Source organism: Cereibacter sp. Soil_C_27, from assembly GCF_057657095.1.
Map to the genome: position 1 here is coordinate 14,606 of NZ_JBDGJD010000005.1, position 19,582 is coordinate 34,187.

The 19,582-nt window shown below is 65.5% G+C and carries 16 protein-coding genes and 1 tRNA gene; 15 read left to right on the forward strand and 2 right to left on the reverse strand.

The genetic code is table 11. The annotated features are described in order from the left end of the window. The first annotated feature begins 40 nt into the window (after positions 1-40). The 13 genes from AC3A5Z_RS17490 (at position 41) to AC3A5Z_RS17550 (ending at position 13,977) form a co-directional block, all read left to right on the forward strand. The gene (locus AC3A5Z_RS17490) at positions 41-397 is read left to right on the forward strand and encodes a hypothetical protein (protein WP_487520607.1); all 357 of its coding nucleotides are present in this window, start codon (positions 41-43) and stop codon (positions 395-397) included. After that, a complete protein-coding gene (locus tag AC3A5Z_RS17495) occupies positions 390-605 on the forward strand; it encodes a hypervirulence associated TUDOR domain-containing protein (protein WP_487520608.1) in 216 nt (71 codons plus the stop codon). The genes AC3A5Z_RS17490 and AC3A5Z_RS17495 overlap by 8 nt, the downstream gene beginning before the upstream one ends. 335 nt (positions 606-940) lie before the next feature. Next, a complete protein-coding gene (locus tag AC3A5Z_RS17500; RefSeq protein ID WP_487520609.1) occupies positions 941-1,759 on the forward strand; it encodes a TIM barrel protein in 819 nt (272 codons plus the stop codon). An 81-nt stretch (positions 1,760-1,840) separates the two neighbouring features. Then, on the forward strand, positions 1,841-2,782 hold the full coding sequence (locus AC3A5Z_RS17505) for a sugar ABC transporter substrate-binding protein (protein WP_487520610.1): 942 nt from the start codon (positions 1,841-1,843) through the stop codon (positions 2,780-2,782). A 77-nt stretch (positions 2,783-2,859) separates the two neighbouring features. Further along, a complete protein-coding gene (locus AC3A5Z_RS17510) occupies positions 2,860-3,873 on the forward strand; it encodes an ABC transporter permease (RefSeq protein ID WP_425451786.1) in 1,014 nt (337 codons plus the stop codon). 1 nt (position 3,874) lies between these two features. Then, on the forward strand, positions 3,875-4,642 hold the full coding sequence (locus AC3A5Z_RS17515) for an ATP-binding cassette domain-containing protein (protein ID WP_136793857.1): 768 nt from the start codon (positions 3,875-3,877) through the stop codon (positions 4,640-4,642). Between the two features lie 80 nt (positions 4,643-4,722). Beyond that, positions 4,723-5,727: an inositol 2-dehydrogenase gene (gene iolG / locus AC3A5Z_RS17520; protein WP_136793858.1), complete on the forward strand. Its 1,005-nt coding sequence runs from the start codon at positions 4,723-4,725 to the stop codon at positions 5,725-5,727. A gap of 121 nt (positions 5,728-5,848) precedes the next feature. Continuing rightward, a complete protein-coding gene (gene argE / locus AC3A5Z_RS17525; protein WP_487520611.1) occupies positions 5,849-7,000 on the forward strand; it encodes an acetylornithine deacetylase in 1,152 nt (383 codons plus the stop codon). Further along, entirely contained in the window at positions 7,000-8,049 is a 1,050-nt protein-coding gene (gene mnmH / locus AC3A5Z_RS17530; protein ID WP_487520612.1) for a tRNA 2-selenouridine(34) synthase MnmH, read from the forward strand. Before argE ends, mnmH begins: the two co-directional genes overlap by 1 nt. A 132-nt stretch (positions 8,050-8,181) precedes the next feature. Next, entirely contained in the window at positions 8,182-10,365 is a 2,184-nt protein-coding gene (gene selD, locus AC3A5Z_RS17535) for a selenide, water dikinase SelD (RefSeq protein ID WP_487520613.1), read from the forward strand. Positions 10,366-10,426: 61 nt separating this feature from the next. Next, positions 10,427-11,731 carry an RNA polymerase factor sigma-54 gene (gene rpoN / locus AC3A5Z_RS17540; RefSeq protein WP_487520614.1) on the forward strand — a complete coding sequence of 435 codons (1,305 nt, stop codon included), beginning with the start codon at positions 10,427-10,429 and terminating at the stop codon, positions 11,729-11,731. 103 nt (positions 11,732-11,834) lie between these two features. Continuing rightward, positions 11,835-13,838, forward strand: coding sequence for a hydantoinase/oxoprolinase N-terminal domain-containing protein (locus AC3A5Z_RS17545; RefSeq protein ID WP_487520615.1), 2,004 nt, complete (start codon positions 11,835-11,837; stop codon positions 13,836-13,838). A 62-nt stretch (positions 13,839-13,900) separates the two neighbouring features. Then, positions 13,901-13,977 (forward strand) — tRNA-Met (locus tag AC3A5Z_RS17550). Between the two features lie 148 nt (positions 13,978-14,125). On the opposite strand, the gene AC3A5Z_RS17555 is transcribed toward AC3A5Z_RS17550, so the two are convergent. Together AC3A5Z_RS17555 and AC3A5Z_RS17560 are read right to left on the reverse strand one after the other, a co-directional pair. Continuing rightward, positions 14,126-15,064, reverse strand: a complete 939-nt coding sequence (locus AC3A5Z_RS17555) for a hypothetical protein (protein ID WP_487520616.1) — start codon at positions 15,062-15,064, stop codon at positions 14,126-14,128. A 969-nt stretch (positions 15,065-16,033) separates the two neighbouring features. Continuing rightward, positions 16,034-16,669 (reverse strand): recombinase family protein, encoded by a 636-nt coding sequence (locus tag AC3A5Z_RS17560; protein WP_487520617.1) that lies wholly within the window; start codon positions 16,667-16,669, stop codon positions 16,034-16,036. Between the two features lie 729 nt (positions 16,670-17,398). On the opposite strand from AC3A5Z_RS17560, the gene AC3A5Z_RS17565 reads away from it, so the two are divergent. Next, positions 17,399-18,466 (forward strand): hypothetical protein, encoded by a 1,068-nt coding sequence (locus AC3A5Z_RS17565; RefSeq protein ID WP_487520618.1) that lies wholly within the window; start codon positions 17,399-17,401, stop codon positions 18,464-18,466. Then, on the forward strand, positions 18,463-18,801 hold the full coding sequence (locus tag AC3A5Z_RS17570; protein ID WP_487520619.1) for an STAS-like domain-containing protein: 339 nt from the start codon (positions 18,463-18,465) through the stop codon (positions 18,799-18,801). Before AC3A5Z_RS17565 ends, AC3A5Z_RS17570 begins: the two co-directional genes overlap by 4 nt. Positions 18,802-19,582 lie beyond the last annotated feature (781 nt).

Here is a 19,582-nt window from a genome sequence, read left to right on the forward strand (position 1 = left end):
TGCTCGACATTATTCCCTCTGTAAACGGAGGGTAACGGCGATGCCGAAGACGAAGAACATGGGTATCGATCTGACGCCGCCCGCCGAGGTCGCCTCGGCGGCGGAAAAGGGCTTGGCGCTCAGGCGCAAATACAAGCGCGGCGGCACCAATGTGGGCGTGGCGCGGGCGCGCGATCTGAAGGGCCGCAAGTCGCTGTCCACCCAGACGATCAAGCGGATGGTGTATTTCTTCCAGCGCCACGAGGTCGACAAGCAGGCCGAGAACTTCGGCAACGAGGACGATCCCTCGGCGGGCTATGTCGCCTGGCTGCTCTGGGGCGGCGACCCGGGCCGCGCCTGGGCCGAGAAGCTGGCGGCGGAGATCAAGGCTTCGGAGGGAAAGCCCCGCAATGACTGAGTTTGCGAAGGGCGACGCCGTGCAGTGGGACTGGGGCAATGGCACCGCCCGCGGCAAGGTGAGCAAGGTCTACACCCGCAAGATCACCCGCAACATCAAGGGCACCGACGTGACGCGCAAGGCGACGAAGGACGAACCCGCGCTGCTGATCGTGCAGGACGACGGCGACGAGGTTCTGAAATCCTCGAGCGAAGTGCGCAAGGGCTGAGCTTCTGTCCAGCGTCGAAAAAAGCCCCGGCTCGCCGGGGCTTTTTCGCATCTCCCACTTGGCGAGGGTTGTCGGTCCGGGCCGATGGATCGTTGCGGCCTTCCCGCTTCACCGGACAGGGTTACAAAGAACGGCCCTCGGGAAAGCGCAGGAGACGGGGCGGTGCCGAGCCAGCATTTCCTGCGGCGATCTGCGTCCGGGCGTGACGTTCGGAGGCGGGCACGCCTGGGCGGTGCGGGGCCTCAGCCGCGGATTTGGAATTTTTCATTTGAAAATTGACGAAAATGGAATATCAATTCCATTGCCACGGCGGGGGGCCGTGGGGGAGAGTCGAGATGCTGCCTTTCGCGCTGAACCACATGACGACACCGCGCCTCGGCTGGCGGGGCCTCGTCGATCTGGCGGCTCGGCTCGGCTGTGTCGGCGTGGAATTCCGCAACGACCTGCCGGGGCCGCTGTTTCAGGGCGACGATCCGGCAGTGGTCGGTGCTGCCTGCCGCGAGAGGGGGCTGCGCTTTCTGGCACTGGCCGAGGTGAAGATGTTCAACGACTGGTCCGACGCGAAGCGCGCCGAGGCCGAGGCGCTGATGCAGACCGCCGTGGCGGCGGGGGCCGAGGCGGTGAGCCTGATCCCGCGCAACGATGGTCTGGTCACCGGCGAGGCGGAGCGCAAGGCGGCACTGCGGCTGGCGCTGGCAGAGTTGCTGCCGATGCTCAGGGCGCATCGGCTGCGCGGCATGGTGGAGCCTCTGGGCTTCGAGATCTGCTCGCTGCGCCACAAATCGGAACTGGTGGAGGCGATCGAGGCGCTGGGCGCGGCGGAGACTTATGCGCTGGTCCATGATACCTTCCATCATCATCTGGCGGGCGGCGGGCCGATCTTCCCCGGGCACACCGGCATCGTGCATGTCTCGGGCGTGACCGACGCTGCGGTCTCGGTGGCCGACATGCGCGACAGCCACCGGGTGCTGGTCGATGCGGAGGATCGGCTGGGCAATGTGGCGCAGATCGCGGCCCTACGGGAGGCGGGTTACGCCGGGCCGATCAGCTTCGAGCCCTTCGCCGCCTCGGTTCACGCGTTGGAGGACGCGAAACCGGCGCTGCGGCGGTCGATGGGCTTCATCGCGGAGGGGGTGGCCGCCGAGGCCGCGTGACGCGACAGGGTTTAACCGCCTGACAGGGCGGTCCGGCGGGAGGTTGACGGTGGGCCGGACACCGATAGGGAGAGGAACGATATGAAAAAGACGCTTCTGGTGGCGGGTCTCGCCTCGATGCTTTCCACGACCGCGATGGCCGAGAATGTCGGCGTGTCGATGGCCTTGTTCGACGACAACTTCCTGACCGTTCTGCGCAACGGCATGACCGATTACGCGGGCACGCTCGACGGCGTGAACGTGCAGGTCGAGGATGCCGGCAACGATGTCGGCAAGCAGCTCGATCAGGTGAAGAACTTCATCGCCTCGGGGGTGGATGCCATCGTGGTGAACCCGGTCGATACCTCGGCCACGCAGGCGATCTCGGACGCGGCGGCGGCGGCCAACGTGCCGCTGGTCTACGTGAACCGCGAGCCGGTGAACGTCGACACGCTGCCCGACAGCCAGGCCTATGTCGCCTCGAACGACATCGAATCCGGCACGCTGCAGACCAAGGAGGTCTGCCGCCTGCTGAAGGAAGCGGGCAAGACCGAGGCCAACATCCTGGTGATCATGGGCGAGCTGTCGAACCAGGCCGCCGTGGTGCGGACCAAGGACATCCATGACGTGATCGCGACGGATGAATGTTCGTTCATGAAGGTCGTCGACGAGCAGACTTCGAACTGGCAGCGCGAGCAGGCGGCCAACCTGATGACCAACTGGCTGTCCTCGGGCGTGCAGTTCGACGCGGTGATCGCCAACAACGACGAGAGTGCGGTGGGCGCGATCCAGTCGATGAAGGCGGCGGGCGTGGGCATGGCGGATGTCGTCGTCGCCGGGATCGACGCGACGCAGGACGCGCTGGCGGCGATGGCGGCGGGCGATCTGGACGTGACCGTGTTCCAGGACGCGGCCGGGCAGGGGCAGGGCGCGCTGGATGCGGCGCTGAAACTGGCCAAGGGCGAGGCGGTGGAGCAGAAGGTCTACATCCCCTTCCAGCTGGTGACGCCAGACAACATGCAGGAGTTCATGGCGAAGAACTGATCGCCTGAGACGGACGCATCGGGCCGGGGCGGCGAGACTGCCCCGGCCGACCACCAAGGGGGAGAGGAATCATGGCCGTGAGCGCCGTATCAGCGCGGACAGACAGCCAGTCGCGGCCGGTCAGGCCGCCGGAGATGAACGTCTTCATCGGGCTTCTGGTGATCGCCCTCGTCTTCGAGGCGCTGGGCTGGCTGTTCATCGGGCAGAGCTTCGTCTTCAACCTGCAGCGGCTGCAGATCATCATCCTGCAGGTCTCGATCGTCGGGATCATCGCCATCGGGGTGACGCAGGTCATCATCACCGGCGGGATCGATCTGTCGTCGGGCTCCATCGTCGGGGCGACGGCGATGATCGCCATGAGTTTTGCCCAAAGCTCCGACTATGCAAGGGCGGTCTATCCGGCGCTGACCGACCTGCCGGTGATCGTGCCGATCCTCGTGGCGCTGGTGATCGGCGGCCTCGCCGGGTCGATCAACGGGGCGCTGATCGCCTATACCAAGATCCCGCCCTTCATCGCCACGCTGGGCATGATGGTGGCGGCGCGGGGCGTGGCCAAGTGGTATACCAAGGGTCAGCCGGTGTCCTTCCCGACCGAAAGCTATGCGTGGATCGGCGCGGGGCTGAACCCGGTGATCATCTTCCTCGTACTGGCGCTGCTGTTCCATCTGGCGCTGAAATACACGGTCTACGGCAACCACACCTATGCCATCGGCTCGAACCAGCAGGCCGCCCGCGTCTCGGGCATCCGGGTGGAGCGGCATCTGGTGATGGTCTATGCCATCGCCGGGATGCTGGCCGGGATCGCGGCGCTGGTGCTGTCGTCGAAGAACGTCACGGCGCAGGCCGGGATGGGGATGATGTACGAGCTCGACGCCATCGCCATGGCCGTGATCGGCGGCGTGTCGCTGGCGGGCGGGCGCGGGTCGGTCGTCGGCACGGCGCTGGGGATGCTGATCTTCGGGGTCATCATCTCGGGCTTCACCTTCCTCCGGATCGACGCCTACTATCAGGAGATGATCAAGGGCGTGATCATCGTGGCGGCCGTGGTGGCCGATGTGGCGCGCCAGCAGCGCCGGGCGAAGGCGGTGTGAGATGAGCAAGGTCATTCTGGAAACCCGCGGCCTGACCAAACGCTACGGCGGCGTGCATGCGCTGGAAGACGCGAATTTCGTGCTGCACGAGGGCGAGCATGTCGCGGTGGTCGGCGACAACGGCGCCGGGAAATCCACCTTCGTGCGGCAGATCACGGCGGTGGAGCAGCGCACCTCGGGGCAGATCTTCTTCGACGGGCGGGAGGTGAATTACGCCGGGCCGCTGGAGGCGCGGGAGAGCGGGATGGAGACGGTGTTCCAGAACCTCGCGCTGGCCGACGATCTCGACGTGCCCTCGAACCTCTATCTTGGGCGCGAGCTGATCAAGTTCAACCTCGGGCCGTTCTCGATCCTCGACCGCAAGGCGATGCGCGAGCGGACGCAGGCGGCGCTGGACCGGACGGCGGTGCGGATCCCGAACCTTTCCAACCCGATCCGCAACATGTCGGGCGGCCAGCGGCAATGCGTGGCCATCGCCCGGGCGGCGGCCTTTGCCTCGAAGCTCATCATCATGGACGAGCCGACGGCGGCGCTGGGGGTGCAGGAGACGGGGCAGGTCGAGAACATCATCCGCGGGCTGAAGGAGCGGGGGGTGCCGATGATCCTCGTCAGCCACAACCTGCGGCAGGTCTTCGATCTGGTGGACCGGATCGTGGTGTTCCGCCGCGGGCGCATCGTCGCCTCGCTGCGCGCGGACGAGACCGACGGCAACGACATCGTCAGCTACATCACCGGGGTCAAGGGGCAGTCGGACGTGGCCTATGTCTGAACCCTGTGGCATCTGGGGCTGACCCACCGGGTCCCGCCCGGAAGACGCAACGGCCGCAGCGGCCAAGATTCGAGGAAACTATGACGGTAAGATTCGGGCTTCTGGGCGCCGGGCGCATCGGCAAGGTGCATGCCAAGGCGATCTCGGGCGATGCGCAGGCCGAGCTTGTGGCGGTGGCGGATGCCTTCCCCGAGGCGGCGCTGGCGATCTCGGCGCAATATGGCTGCGCGGTGCGCACCATCGAGGATATCGAGGCCGCGGCGGATATCGACGCGGTGGTGATCTGCACCCCGACCGACACCCATGCCGACCTGATCGAGCGCTTTGCCCGGGCCGGCAAGGCGATCTTCTGTGAGAAGCCGATCGACCTGTCGCTGGAGCGGGTGAAGGCCTGTCTGGCCGTGGTGCGCGAGACCAAGGCCACGCTGATGGTCGGTTTCAACCGCCGCTTCGATCCGCATTTCCAGGCGGTGCGGGCCGAGATCGACGCGGGGACCATCGGCGAGGTGGAGATGGTGACCATCGTCTCGCGCGATCCGGGCCTGCCGCCGCTCGACTATCTGCCGCGCTCGGGCGGGATTTTCCGCGACATGACGATCCACGATTTCGACATGGCGCGCTATCTCCTGGGCGAGGAGGTCGAGACGGTTTCGGCGCAGGCTTCGGTGCTGGTCGATCCGAAGGTGGCCGAGGTGGGCGATTTCGACTCGGTCTCGGTGATGCTGCGCACGGCCTCGGGCAAGCATTGCACCATCTCGAACTCACGTCGGGCGACCTATGGCTATGACCAGCGGATCGAGGTGCATGGCGCCGAGGGGTCGGTTCTGGCCGAGAACCAGCGGCCGGTCTCGATCGAGGTGGCGAATGGCCGGGGCTACACCCGCCCGCCGCTGCATGATTTCTTCATGACCCGCTACACCGAAGCCTATGCCGCCGAGATCGCCGCCTTCATCGCCGCGCTGTCGGGCAAGGGCGCGGCTGCGCCCTCGGGCGAGGACGGGCTGGCGGCGCTGGCTCTGGCCGAGGCGGCGCTGAAATCGGTGGCCGAGGGCCGCGCAGTGGCGGTTTCGGAAATCCTCGGCTGAGCTTTCCGACGCGAGGACAGGAGGGGGCAGGGCGCGGCTCTGCCCCCTTTGTCATGGGCGGCCCCTTCCGCCCGGCGCGGATTTGCGGTTTGGTGGCGCGGAGAAGCGGAAGGACCAAACCATGCAGATGCGGGCGATACTGGAGCGGCTGATCGCCTTCGATACGGTCAGCTCCAGGCCCAACCGGGCGCTGATCGACTGGGTGCGCGACCTTCTGGCGGGTGCCGGGATCGAGTCGGTGCTGATCCCGGACGAGGGCGGCGGCAAGGCCAATCTCTATGCCACCGTGGGGCCGGAAGGCGCGGGGGTGATGCTGTCGGGCCATACCGATGTGGTGCCGGTGGAGGGCCAGCTCTGGACCCGGCCGCCCTTCGCGTTGACCGAGGAGGCGGGGCGGCTCTACGGGCGCGGCACGACCGACATGAAGGGTTTCGTCGCCTGCGCCATCGCGGCGATGCTGGAGGCGGCGCAGCGCCCGCTGAAGACGCCGCTGCATCTGGCGCTGAGCTATGACGAGGAGGTGGGCTGCCTCGGCGTCGGCTCGCTGATCGACCTGCTGGAGGGCGCGCCGGTGCGGCCGGCGATGTGCATCGTGGGCGAACCGACGGGCATGATGGTGGCCACGGGCCACAAGGGCAAGATCGCGCTGCGCGCCACCTGCACCGGGCGCGAGGGCCATTCGGCGCTGGCGCCGCTGGCACTGAACGCGCTGCATCTGGGGGCGGATTTCCTGACTGCGCTGCGGGGGTTGCAGGCGCGGCTGGCCGAGAGCGGGCTGCGGGATGGTGACTATGACGTGCCCTACACGACGGTGCATGTCGGCAAGATGAACGGCGGGGTGCAGGTGAACATCGTGCCCAATGCCTGCGTGCTCGATTTCGAGATCCGCTCGCTGGCCGAGGAGGATACCGCCGCGCTGATCGACGAGATGCGCGCCTTGGCCGAGGGCATCGTCGCCCCGCTGCGGGCGGAGTTTCCCGAGGCCGACATCGTGGTGGAGCGGCTCTGGGACTATCCGGGGCTGGGGACGGCCTCGGATGCGGGGGTGGTGAATTTCGTCAAGGCGCTGACCGGGGCGAATGGCACGATCAAGGTGGCCTATGGCACCGAGGGCGGGATGTTCGCGCAACGGCTCGGCATTCCCACGGTGATCTGCGGACCGGGCAGCATGGCGCAGGGCCACAAGCCGGACGAATTCATTGCGGTGGAGCAGCTTGCCCGCTGCGAGGCGATGCTGGGCGCGCTGCTCGACCGGCTGGAGGCGGGGCTCTGATGGCTGTCACATTTTCCTCTCTGGCGGATGTGCTGGCGCATGGTTTCGACGAGGTGATCGACGTGCGCTCGCCCGCCGAGTGGCTGGAGGACCGGATGCCGGGGGCGATCAGCCTGCCGGTTCTGGACAACGAGGAGCGGGCGCGGGTCGGGACGATCTACAAGCAGGTGAACCCGTTCACTGCGCGCAAGCTCGGGGCGGCGCTGGTGGCGCGCAATGCGGCCAAGCATATCGAGGGGCCGCTGGCCGAGAAGCCGGGCGGCTGGCGGCCCTTGGTCTATTGCTGGCGCGGCGGGCAGCGGTCGAATTCCTTCGCGATGATCCTGAGCCAGATCGGCTGGCGGGTGGAGGTGGTCGCGGGCGGCTACAAGTCGTGGCGCGGGCTGGTGGTGAAGGCGCTTTACGAGACGGCCTTTCCCAGCCGGGTGGTGCTGCTTGATGGCAATACCGGCACGGCCAAGACCGGGCTCCTGCCGCTCTTGAAGGCGCGGGGGGTGCAGGTCATCGATCTGGAGGGGCTGGCGAACCATCGCGGCTCGCTCTTCGGGGCGATGCCGGGCGGGCAACCGGCGCAGCGCGGCTTCGAGAGCGCGTTGGCAATGGAGGTGGCGCGGCTCGACCCTTCGCTGCCCGTGGTGATCGAGGCGGAATCGAGCAAGGTCGGCGATCTGCGCCTGCCCTCGGAGCTGTGGAGGGCGATGCGCGCCGCGCCGCGGCTGGAGATCGACGCGCCGCGGGGGGCGAGGGCGGAGTATCTGGCGAGCGCCTATGCCGACATGGTGGAAGATGCCGACAGGTTGACAGCTGTCATCGACCGGCTGCGCCCCCTGCATGCGGCGGCGGTCATCGAGGACTGGCATCGGATGGTGGCTGCGGGCGCGCATGTCGCGCTGGCCGACGATCTGATGGCCCGGCACTACGACCCGCGCTATCTGCGCCACCGCGAACGGATCGGCGCGGCGCAGGAGACGGTGGCCGTCGAGGGGCTCGGGCCGCAGGACCTCGAGGCGCTGGCCGACCGGGTGGCGGCGCGGGTCGGGGCGCTCTGACGCGCCCGCGCGACGCGCTGGATCTCCGTCGGGGGGAACGCGACTCGCAGAGCCATCGTCACAGAAACGCGACGCTCTGAGCCGTCGTCGCTGGATGCGGCGCGTGCTAGAACGGAAAAAAAGGAGAGCAGGATGCAGGGCCCTTTGCCGCTGGTTCAGGATCTGGTGCTGATCGGCGGGGGCCATGCCCATGCGCTGGTCCTGCGCATGTGGGGCATGGACCCGCTGCCGGGGGTGCGGCTGACCGTCATCAACCCCGGCCCGGTGGCGCCCTATACCGGCATGTTGCCCGGCCATATCGCCGGGCATTACGCCCGCGAGGATCTTATGATCGACCTCGTGCGGCTGGCGCGCTTTGCCGGGGCGCGGGTGATCCTCGACCGGGCCGTGGGCATCGACCGCGAGGCCAAGCGGGTGATCCTCGGGCGGCGCGATCCGATCGGCTATGACGTGGCCTCGATCGACGTGGGCATCGCCTCGGACCTGCCGCAGGTGGCGGGGGCCGAGCATGTGGTGGCGGCCAAGCCGCTCGGCGCCTATGCCGAGATGTGGCAGAGCTTCGTCGCCCGCCGCCTGCCGCAGCCGAAGCTGGTGGTCATCGGCGCGGGCACCGGCGGGGTGGAGCTGGCGATGGCCTCGGCCTTCCGGCTGAAGGCTGAGGGGGCGGCGCCGGAGGTGGTGCTGCTGGAACGCGGCGAGGCGGCGCTGCCGGGGCTGGGCGTGGGGGCGCGGGCGGCGCTGCTGGCGCGGCTCGACAGCCTCGGCGTGCGGCTGATGACCGGGGCCGAGCCCGCGCGGGTCGAGGCCGAGCGGGTGGTGCTGGCCGACGGGCGCGAGCTCGCCTCGGATTTCACCCTGTCGGTGGCGGGGGCGCAGCCGCAGGGCTGGCTCAGGGCGACGGGGCTCGCGCTGCACGAGGGTTTCGTCAGCGTCGGGCCGGAGCTGCAGACCTCGGACCCCGCGATCTTTGCCGCGGGCGATTGCGCCCATCTGAGCCATGCGCCGCGGCCCAAGGCTGGGGTCTTTGCCGTGCGCGAGGCGCCGATCCTGCTGCACAACCTGCGCGCCGCGCTGTCGGGCGGGCGGATGCGGCGCTACAGGCCGCAGACGGATTATCTCAAGCTGATCTCCTGCGGTGGCAAGGTGGCGGTGGCCGACAAGTTCGGCAAGCGGCTGGAGGGACGCTGGCTCTGGCAGTGGAAGGACCGGATCGACCGCAAGTTCATGGAGAAATTCGCCTCCTACCCGGCGATGACGCCCGATCTGCCGGAGGTCGCCGCGACGGGGCTGCGCGAGGCGCTGGGGGCGAAGCCGCTCTGCGGCGGCTGCGGCGCCAAGGTGGGGGCGGGGGACCTGTCGGCGGCGCTGTCGCATCTGCCCGCGCCGGTGCGTGGCGATGTGGTCTGGGGGCGCGGCGACGATGCCGCCGTGCTGCGGCAGGGCGAAGGCTTTCAGGTGCTGACCACCGACCATCTGCGCGCCTTCACCCATGACGCGGCGCTGATGGCACGGATCACGGCAGTGCATGCCACGGGGGACATCTGGGCGATGGGCGCGGCACCGCAGGCGGCGCTGGCGCAGATCACCCTGCCGCGCATGGCGCCGCGGATGCAGGCGGAGCTCTTGCGCGAGATCATGGAGGCGGCGAGCGAGGTCTTTTCCGCCGCCGGGGCCGATGTGCTGGGCGGGCATACCTCGATCGGGGCGGAGCTGACGCTGGGCTTCACCGTGACCGGGCTGGCCGAGCGGATCATCGCCAAGGGCGGCGCGCGCCCGGGCGATGCGCTGCTGCTGACCAAGGCGCTGGGGACGGGCGTGGTGCTGGCCGCCGAGATGGCGGGGCAGCCGGTGCCGGGGCTCCTGCTGGGCGAGGTGGTGGAGCAGACCTACCGCCGGATGGTGCGGCCTTTGGGGCCCGCGGCCTCGATCCTCGCGCCGGAGGCGCATGCGATGACCGATGTCACGGGCTTCGGCCTTGCCGGGCATCTCCTGGAGATGCTGGAAGCCTCGGGCTGCGCCGCCGAGCTCGATCTGGCGGCGGTGCCGCTGCTGCCGGGGGCGGAGCGGCTGTCGGCGGCGGGGCATGGCTCCAGCCTCCTGCCCGCCAATCGCGCCTCGGCGCTGGGGCGGGTGCGGCTGACCGACAGCCCGCGCGCGGCGCTGCTGTTCGATCCGCAGACCGCCGGGGGGCTGCTGGCGGCGGTGCCGGCGGAGGCTGCCGAGCGGTTGGTGGCCGAGCTGCGCGGGCTGGGCGAGCCTGCGGTGGTGATCGGGCGGGTGAGCGAGGGTGCGCCGATCCTGACGGTGACCGGCTGAGGTTGCGGAGCGGCAGGGCGCTGGCTAGGGTTTCCGGCGCGGAACGGATGAGCGGGGCTCCATGAAATCACGGCAGCGGATCAGCATCGCCCAGACCCAGCGTCTGCAGCTGAACCTCGGGCTGGCCGCCTCGATCCGTATCCTGACCTATGATGCCTCGGGCCTCACCCGCTATCTGGAGGAGCAGGCCAGCGAGAACCCGCATCTGGCGCTGGAGCCGGCGCAGGCGGTGCCGGGCGAATGGCTGCCGCGCTGGACCGAGGCGCTGTCGCGTCTTTCCCCCCGCGCCGAGACCGGGGTGGAGATCGCGGCTTCGGCGGCGCCGAGCCTGATGGCGCATGTGATGGATGCGGTGGACAGCCGCTTTCCCTCGGGGCGGGCGCGGCAGATCGCGGTGCTGCTGGCCGAGGCGCTGGAGCCTTCGGGCTGGCTCGGCCGTCCGCTGGCCGAGATCGCGGCACAGGGGCGGGCGACGGTGGCGGAGGTCGAGGCGGTGCTGGGCGCGCTGCAGAAGATCGAGCCGACCGGGCTCTTTGCCCGCTCGCTTGCCGAATGCCTGCGGCTGCAGGCCGAGGAGGAGGAGTGTCTGGATCAGACGCTGTCCTGCATGCTGGAGCATCTCGACATCGTGGCGGCGGGCGAGTTCGCCCGGCTGGCGCGGATGTGTTCGGTCACCGAGGCCGAGATCATCACCCGGCTGCGGCTGATCCGCGGCTTCGACCCCAAGCCCGGCGCGCAGTTCGACGCGGGTGCGGCGGCGGTGCGCGAGCCCGACCTGATCGCGACGCGCACCGAGGCGGGCTGGCAGGTGGCGCTGAACCGTTCGGCCCTGCCCAGCGTGCAGGTGAGCAAGCCCGCGGCGCGCCCGCAGACCCCCGGCGCCAAGGCCGCCTGGTCGCAGGCGCAGTCGCTGGGGCGCATGGTGGAAAGCCGCAATGCCACACTGCTGCGGGTCGGGCGCGAGATCCTGTCGCGGCAGGAGGCGGCGCTGGATGGCGGCATGGTCGCGCTGGTGCCGATGACCATGGCCGATGTGGCCGAGGCGGTGGGCGTGCATGAGAGCACGATCAGCCGTGTGGTGGCCGGGACCAGCGTGGACACGCCGAAGGGGACGTGGTGGCTGCGCCAGCTGTTCAGCGGGCGGATCGGCGAGGAGGGGCCATCGGCGGCGGCGCTGCGCGCGGCGCTGACCCGGCTGGTCGCGGCGGAAGACCCCTCGGCGCCGCTGTCGGATGTCGCCCTGACCGAGGCGCTGACGGCGGAGGGGGTGACGCTTGCACGGCGCACCGTGGCCAAGTATCGCGAGATGCTGAACATTCCCCCGGCCTCGCGGCGGCGGCGCAAACCTGCGCTCCCGACGGGCTGAGGCGCCCGCATGGCGGGACTGCGACAGCCGAGGTCGCTCGGGGCGCTGAACATGCGCCGGAGACTCCGCATTGTGCGGCCGGACAAGAGACGATGAGGCAGGCATGACGGTTCTTCTGGGCGTCGATACGGGTGGCACCTATACCGACGCGGTGATCGTCGATCCTGCGACCGACCGGGTGATCGGCTCGGCCAAGTCGCTGACCACCCGGGCCAATCTGGCGCTGGGGATCGGGCGCGCGGTCGATGCCGCGCTGGCGGGGGCGGGGGTCGCCGCCGCCGAGGTCGCCATGGTTTCGCTCTCCACCACCTTGGCCACCAATGCGCTGGTCGAGGGGCAAGGCGGTCGCGTGGCGCTGGTGTTCATCGGTTTCGACGACAGCGATCTGGAGCGCGGCGGGCTGACCGAGGCCCTGGGCGGCGATCCGGTGATCCGGATGGCGGGTGGCCATTCCCATGCCGGGACCGAGACTGCCCCGCTCGATCTGGCGGTGCTCGAGGCCCAGGTGGCGGCGCTGGGGCCGGAGGTGATGGGCTTCGCTGTGGCCGCGCGCTTCGCCACCCGCAACCCGGCGCATGAGGTGGCGGCGCGCGAGGTGATCCGCGCCGCGACTGGACGGCCCGTCACCTGCTCGCACGAGCTGTCGGCGCAGCTCAACGGCCCGAAACGGGCGCTGACGGCGGTGCTGAATGCCCGGCTGATCGGCATGATCGACCGGCTGGTGAGCGCCTGCGAGGGCCATCTGCGGGCGCTGGCGATCGACGCGCCGCTGATGGTGGTGCGCGGCGACGGGGCGCTGATCTCGGCGGCGATGGCGCGGGAGCGGCCGATCGAGACGATCCTGAGCGGCCCTGCCGCCAGCATCGTCGGCGCGCGCTGGCTGACCGGGGTGGAGGATGCGCTGGTCTCGGACATCGGCGGCACCACGACCGATGTGGCGCTGCTGCGCGGCGGACTGCCCGAGATCGACCCGCAGGGCGCACGGGTCGGGGCCTATCGCACCATGGTCGAGGCGGTGGCGATGCGCACCACCGGGCTCGGCGGCGACAGCGAGGTGCATCTGCTGGAGGGGCTGGCAGGCGGGCTGCGGCTCGGGCCGCGCCGGCTGATTCCGGTGGCGCTGATGGCGGCGGACCATGGCGCGATGGTGCATGCGGCGCTGGACCGGGCGCTGTCGTCGGAGACCTCGGGCGATCACGACGGGCGCTTCGTGCTGCCGACGGGCCTCGAGGCGGGCGGGCTCACCCCGCGCGAGGCGGGGCTGCTGGCGCGGATCGCCGGGCCGATGCCGCTGGCCGAGGCGCTGGCCACCCGGCTCGAGGCGGCGGCGCTGGAGCGGCTGGTGGCGCGCGGGCTGGTGATGCTGTCGGGGGTGACGCCCTCGGACGCGAGCCATGTGCTGGGGCGGCTGGACAGCTGGGATGCGGCGGCCTCGGAGAAGGCGCTGCGGCTGATGGGGCGGCGGCGCAATGCGCGCGGCGAGCGCATCGCCCCCGATCCGGCGCTTCTGGCGCAGCAGATCGTCGATCAGCTGACCGCGCAGACGGTGGATTGCCTGCTGGAGGCGGCCTTCGCCGAGGAGCCGGCGTTTCAGGGCGAGGAGCCGCAGGCGCTGGCGCGGCACAGCCTGATGCGGGCGGGGTTGGGCCAGCATCGCGGCGTGATCGAGATCAGCGCCCGGCTGGGCATCCCGGTGGTGGGGCTTGGCGCCTCGGCGCCGTCCTATTACGGCGCGGTGGGCGAGCGCCTGGGCTGCGAGATGATCCTGCCGGAGCATGCCGGGGTGGCCAATGCCATCGGTGCGGTGGTGGGCATGGTCTCGCAGCGGGTGACGGGGCTGGTGAGCAGCCCCGGCGAGGGCCGCTTCACCGCGCATCTGCCGGGCGGGCTGCAGACCTTCCCCGACCGCGACACGGCGCTGGAGGCGATGCAGGCGGCGCTGGTGGCCGAGGCCAGCGCGCGGGCCCGGGCGGCGGGGGCGGAAGACCTGCGGGTGACCGCCAGCAGCGACATCCGCGAGGCGCTGGTGGAGGGCCGGTCGATGTTCATCGAGGCCACGCTGAGCGTCGTCGCCTCGGGCCGCCCGCGCATCGCGCACGGAACCTGAGGCCCCGCGCAAGTTTTCCGCTTGACGCTTCCGGGCCGTTTCACTAGGCAGCGTCCACCGACGGCGAGGTAGCTCAGCTGGTTAGAGCACACGACTCATAATCGTGGGGTCGGGGGTTCGAGTCCCCCCCTCGCCACCATTGGTCTCAAGTACATGATTTCTTTGTGGTTTCCGCGGCCGTTTCACGGCGATGTTTACCACTCTCGTTGCCTGAGGTCAAAGGACAAAGTGGGGGGCGAATTGGGGGGAAGGTGTCCCGGCCAGTCAGCCGCGCTGTTCGACTCAGGCTAGTCCACAAGAATGCCACCGCCCATTTGCTCCGCGATGCGGTCCAAGGTGTGCCTCAGATCCGCTTGCATTGACCCTTCGTAAGGCACCCAGTCCAAGTGGCTATCTAGGAGACGTTGCGGGACGGGCTTGTCGCAGAGAAGGGGCGCGAAAATGTAGCCTAGACGGGATTGGGGTATCAGCAACCCCACGACCGCCACCCCCCGGTAGCGCGTCGCGACGGTGCCCACACGCCAATCTGCCTCGCCGGTTCGCAGGCTTTCCTCGTGCTTCTCCGTCCGGCCGATACCCGCAAAGAATACCATCGACGACTGTGCAGACATGTAGTTTTCGTAGCAGTGTCCATACGGGGAAGCGAGGAGATGGAAATACGAACCTCCCACCCCCGGCGATATGCTCGTCCCGTGCATTCGAAACAGCTCACCAAAGGCCCATTTGAAAGCGAGCTCGTTTTCGTGCCACGGTCCCGAGGATTTCGGTGTGGGAGCCCTTTCCATGTTCTGCCGCAAAGCGTTTGCTGCACGGCTGTCGCCAATCCAAGCAAAGGGCTGTGGCTTCGTGACAGAGCCATTTGCAATCTTAAGTAGCTGAGCGGATGGATCGTGCGTTGCCACGAGGTAATCGACGCTGTCATCCCATATCTGAGAGGACCGTTGCGAATTCTGCAGCAAGCAGGCGATTGCAGCTTGCGGGCCGTCGCGTAGAAGCTCTTCCCGTGCGGAGACTATCGCCGCATGCGCCCGGTCCGCAGCGCCTGCGAAAGCAACCGAGAAGGTTGGGGAGAGCACTATTGCCTTGAGCCTTCCGGGCAGATGGGTTGGCCCGGTGGCAGGTCTACGACGGAGGTGCATTGGCCCTCTCTCAACCTCATCCGAAATCGCGGTGTCTGCACAGATTACTATGCGGTCTCCGAAATTAGCCCCGGCAGCAATCGTCATTCTTCATCTTTTCTTGTTCCAGATGGTTGCGTGAGTGCGGTAGCCATCGACCTGTGCAGTCTGCTCGCTGCCATGCTGGCTGCACAACGAGTATCTCGCGTACCTCTGCTGGGTGGCATCAAAAGTGCAGCGTCTGGCAAGGACGATCTTGTAAGGGCAAGAGTGGGTTGCCGGGCCCTTGCCGCATGATGCTCTCGCCAGATGCGTGCCGCTCTCGCTGCCGATAGCAAAAGACATTATCCAGCGACCCGGGAGGCCGAGCAGGGTCAATTTGACGCACGCGCTCAGGCTCTCCGCTCCGGACGGAGTGTGGCCCTCGCCTTTCATTTGCCTTGTTCGTCCGACACGTATTGGCAAACTGTTGCCTGAGAAGGGAAAAAAGTATGAAGACGCCAGCGGTTATTGGAGCGTGTGTCCTTGCGCTGACGGGATGTGATGTCCCGGAGCCAGCGAGCTACACATATCGTGCAAACACGACCTATGCTCAAAAAGCGGAGGATCTTTTGGACTGTAAAGTTGAGTCGCTTGGAAAAGTCCCGACGAATCAACAACTCGGTACAACTCCCGTGATACGCACACCTGCGTATGTGACACCTATGACAACGTCATGCTACGGGAATACCTGCACGACAACTGGTGGGCAGGTGACGGGGGGGCAAAGCTACGGCGGAGAAGTTTACAGCTTTGACGCCAATCGATCCCTTCGGGATGACGTCTTGAAGCAGTGCATGTCTCGCAAGGGTTACAGCACTTCCGAAGTGCAAACTTGTCCGCAGTCGAAGATCCCCCAAGGGCTCTCCGCTTCAATGAGCGAAGTCATCCGTCCCATGAGCGGGTCGTCTTGCCTTGCAATTATCAACGACCGCGTTGGCGTTCCTGTTGAACTGAAGTGAGGGAACGCGCGAGGGATGAGGAGAGTCAGCCCGCTAATCGTCCCTCGCCGTTGATCTAGCCACCGACAAGGCCCCACTACTCTCCCCAGCGGCTCAGCGCAGCTTCTGCCTGTGCCGGATCTGCCTTGATCCGCAGGATCGTCTGCCGGGTCAGGCCAGTTGCCTTGGCGATGGCTGAGGCTCCCTGCTCCATCCCGAGCAAGTCTCTCACCTGCTGCAGGGTGGCCCGGTCGTAGCTCGGCTTCTTCCCCCGGTACCGCTCGGCATCGCCCTTGGCAGCCTCAATCCCGGCCTTCTGGGCCTCCTTGGTGGCTTCTGCCTGTGCCTGTGCTGTGGCAGCCATGAAAGCTATCAGCGCGTCTCTCACGGCCTGCTGCATGGGGTCCTTGGTAGCTCCGTCGAAGGTCAGCCCATTGATTACCGTCTTGATGATCACGCCCCGGCGCATGAACTCGCGGATGGTGTCTGTCACGTCTTGGTAGTTCCGCCCGAGGCGATCCACCCAGCGCACCACCAGCACGTCCCCAGAGCGCAGGAGATCGAACAGGCGCTTCCCCTGCGGACGGTCGGCCAGCCGGGTGCTGATCCCCGAGACCCCGTGATCAGAGACAACCGCATCGATGGTGAACCCGGCAGCCTCTGCTTGGGTCTTCTGGTGGGAGATTGTCTGGTCAGCGGTGGAGACGCGGGCATAGAAAATGGTCTGGGACATGGCAACCTCAGATGTACGTTTGGGTCATGTCCGATGAATAAGGTGACCGATGGACTAAGTCAACCTTTGCGTACAGGTTTCCCGATCTTCTGCCAGATGTACGCCGGGGTATACCCCATCGGACAATATGACCTGACCTAGCTGTCGCTGGCTAGTCATGTCCATCTGGTGCTGGTCGCCTAGAGAAGCGCGATCATCGGAGACCGTCTGACGATGACCGGTGCGGGGGGGGATCGCCCGATCCATCCATCTGATCTGCGCTCTCGGAACTTTTCTCAAAAACATCGGGGGATTACTAAATGCCTCATATGCTGCTGGATGGCTTCCTGCAGTCCTCGTCCGTTTGTTGGCGGGGGGGCTTAACAAAATCAATAGGCGGGCCTATGGCAAGCCTCCTGCGGGTGTCGTCGCCACGCGGACTTGGCCTGCACTGGCGCAAGCTGCGAGCTGCGAGCTCTAAGGCCGAGGTGTGGCGTCTGCGACTAAGGCGTCACATACCGTCTTTGATCGGTGCACCATTGGCCAAAGGAGATAGTGTCTGGCTCATCGGCCCTGCTAGGGTGCGGCGAGCCCATCTAATATTCCACTCAGTCGTTCGGTGATCAGTTGAAAAAACCTACGCGAGCCCAAATATCCTACAACACTCACCGGTCCATCGATAGGTTTCGGAGGAAGGTGAGAAGACTCCGTGGGGCTACGAGTTGGCCGGTCTCTATCAAACAGCGAAGGTTGAGTCTTGTTGAACTTTGGACTGGTGAGGAGAGCGAGAAGGCTTTCTGCATGAGACCTCCCGTGAAAGCCCCCTTGGTAATATGCTTAGAGCAAAACCCTCAAGAAACAATTGCCTTCGCTCGAGATTTGAGACGTGACTTCAACTATATGCAGAAGACGAAGCACGGCCCATTGATCATAAGAAAAAAGGGAAAAACTCCCCGAATACGCTCCTACATCGATTTTTCCGAGGTTGAGTTCATCTCCACGTCAGGAGCAATTATGCTCGCTGCCGAATATGAGAAGGTAAAGGCGGTCACGGGCGAGGCTCCCCCAGCAGTCAACTTGACCACTTGGTCGAAGACTGCTTTCAGCACTTTGTTTGGTCTTGGTTTCTTCGAGTCAGTCGGCCTTGTATCTCATAGTAGCAATAAGATCTACCAAGAGTCCGACGTCAAAATCCTTAAGGTCATTTCGATAGGAAGAAAAGAGGACCAAAAGCTACCAATCATTGGAAGCTATATTGCGGAGTTGTACGAGTTTATCCACCCAGGGACATCAGTCCCTAAAGACGTCGTTCGAGAAACCTGTACTGCAATTTCTGAGGGTATCACAAACGCACTGCATCACGCATATGAAGACCCAGACGCTGACTATGATCCATTTGAGAAAATTTGGATAACTGCTTCAGCAAATCGGGTTGACTGTTCCTTGACCATTGTGCTGCTAGATCATGGGCGGGGAATTCCGGTTACCTATCCAAAGGTAGAACTTAAAGAAGAAGTGAGGATGGCGGTCGCCCGCTTGATCGGAAGGTTATCGCCTGATGCTAACGATGCTGCATACATCGCTGCAGCAATGAGGTATGGTCGGTCACAAACGATGGAACCGCAGCGCGGGAAGGGTCTCCCTCAGATGAGGTCACTGATCAAACGATTGGGCCACGGCGGATGCATGACTGTCCGTAGCAACCATGGTTGGTGGCATCGTCCAGAAAAGGGGCGGGTACGCATGGGCTCATGGTCTCACAGTATAGAAGGCACTCTAATCGAATGGACACTCCGCTTGCCAAGGGGTTTAACATGATGCGGATTGACGTTGCTAAAGAATTCAGTGCTTTTCCAATTGGACGGTTTTATCCAAGGGACGGAGAGTTCTCAGGTCAATCCTTTCGGGAGACCTTATTGGCACCAGCCCTACAGGCAGCTATAGATAGCAATGATGTTGTTCACGTCGACATTGACGGCATGATCACACTTGGCTCATCCTTTCTTGAGGAGGCCTTTGGCGGGCTCGTTAGGGTGCATGGTTTCAATAATTCGACAGTGTTAAAGCATTTGGTGATTGACTACACTGACGATGGCTTGAAGTTCTATGCGGATGAGATTAGAAAGTACATTCGGGAAGCTCGGAAAGCGTAATGTTGTTTGGATTAAGCTATGCCAACTTCGTCGTCTACCTAGGTGGCATACTGACCGGATATCTAACCTTACGTTACCGGTTGATAGTCTCTGATCGCGCCGCTCAGGTAAGCGATCATATAAAAGACCTAGAAAAGCTTCATGAGGCAGCCATTGCCTTTTGGACAGCGGAATCTGACCCGGAGAAAGGAAACGAGCGCCGGATCAGGGTGCTGTCGAGCCATACCCTTTCGGTGCGAACCTACGGGTCTATTAAGAGGATGGCTCTAGGACACGAGGAGCGATATGAATCTTTGGTTTCCCACTATTTTCGGGTTTGCACAGGCGGCGACTTTGACGATCCAACCAGATCGGGAGACATTCAAAAAGCTCTTGAATTATCGCAGATCTATGCACAACTAGTGGAGACCCTCCGCGAGATAAGATGCGACCTGAATTCCATTCCGATGTTGATCTCTGATTTGGTCTCAAAGGCGAGAAACGCTTGGTTGTGGTTCGATGACGCTTGCCTCCGCCCTTGAGGCACGATTTAGGGGCCAGTCGATCCCTTCCACCCTCAAAGGCTCGGTTTACCTGATCCATTTGTTTGGCAGTGGCCATTGCATGACGGGGACGCCCTGACTATTGCTCGGATGACGCAGACAGATCACAGCGTGGTCAGGACCATACGAGGGAGCCCTTGCAGAAAGTCAGGGTCCCTGCTTACTTCATCTAATTTTCAGGAGATCATCATGATAGGTCTTAGGATATAAATATCATCATTCAATCCTAACTTTCATCT

What these genes read in the sequence shown, in the direction of transcription:
- AC3A5Z_RS17490 (WP_487520607.1), top strand. Translation starts at nt 41, where the DNA reads ATGCCGAAGACGAAGAACATGGGTATCGATCTGACGCCGCCCGCCGAG.
- AC3A5Z_RS17495 (WP_487520608.1), top strand. Translation starts at nt 390, where the DNA reads ATGACTGAGTTTGCGAAGGGCGACGCCGTGCAGTGGGACTGGGGCAAT.
- AC3A5Z_RS17500 (WP_487520609.1), top strand. Translation starts at nt 941, where the DNA reads ATGCTGCCTTTCGCGCTGAACCACATGACGACACCGCGCCTCGGCTGG.
- AC3A5Z_RS17505 (WP_487520610.1), top strand. Translation starts at nt 1,841, where the DNA reads ATGAAAAAGACGCTTCTGGTGGCGGGTCTCGCCTCGATGCTTTCCACG.
- AC3A5Z_RS17515 (WP_136793857.1), top strand. Translation starts at nt 3,875, where the DNA reads ATGAGCAAGGTCATTCTGGAAACCCGCGGCCTGACCAAACGCTACGGC.
- iolG (WP_136793858.1), top strand. Translation starts at nt 4,723, where the DNA reads ATGACGGTAAGATTCGGGCTTCTGGGCGCCGGGCGCATCGGCAAGGTG.
- argE (WP_487520611.1), top strand. Translation starts at nt 5,849, where the DNA reads ATGCAGATGCGGGCGATACTGGAGCGGCTGATCGCCTTCGATACGGTC.
- mnmH (WP_487520612.1), top strand. Translation starts at nt 7,000, where the DNA reads ATGGCTGTCACATTTTCCTCTCTGGCGGATGTGCTGGCGCATGGTTTC.
- selD (WP_487520613.1), top strand. Translation starts at nt 8,182, where the DNA reads ATGCAGGGCCCTTTGCCGCTGGTTCAGGATCTGGTGCTGATCGGCGGG.
- rpoN (WP_487520614.1), top strand. Translation starts at nt 10,427, where the DNA reads ATGAAATCACGGCAGCGGATCAGCATCGCCCAGACCCAGCGTCTGCAG.
- AC3A5Z_RS17545 (WP_487520615.1), top strand. Translation starts at nt 11,835, where the DNA reads ATGACGGTTCTTCTGGGCGTCGATACGGGTGGCACCTATACCGACGCG.
- AC3A5Z_RS17555 (WP_487520616.1), bottom strand. Translation starts at nt 15,064, where the DNA reads ATGACGATTGCTGCCGGGGCTAATTTCGGAGACCGCATAGTAATCTGT.
- AC3A5Z_RS17560 (WP_487520617.1), bottom strand. Translation starts at nt 16,669, where the DNA reads ATGTCCCAGACCATTTTCTATGCCCGCGTCTCCACCGCTGACCAGACA.
- AC3A5Z_RS17570 (WP_487520619.1), top strand. Translation starts at nt 18,463, where the DNA reads ATGATGCGGATTGACGTTGCTAAAGAATTCAGTGCTTTTCCAATTGGA.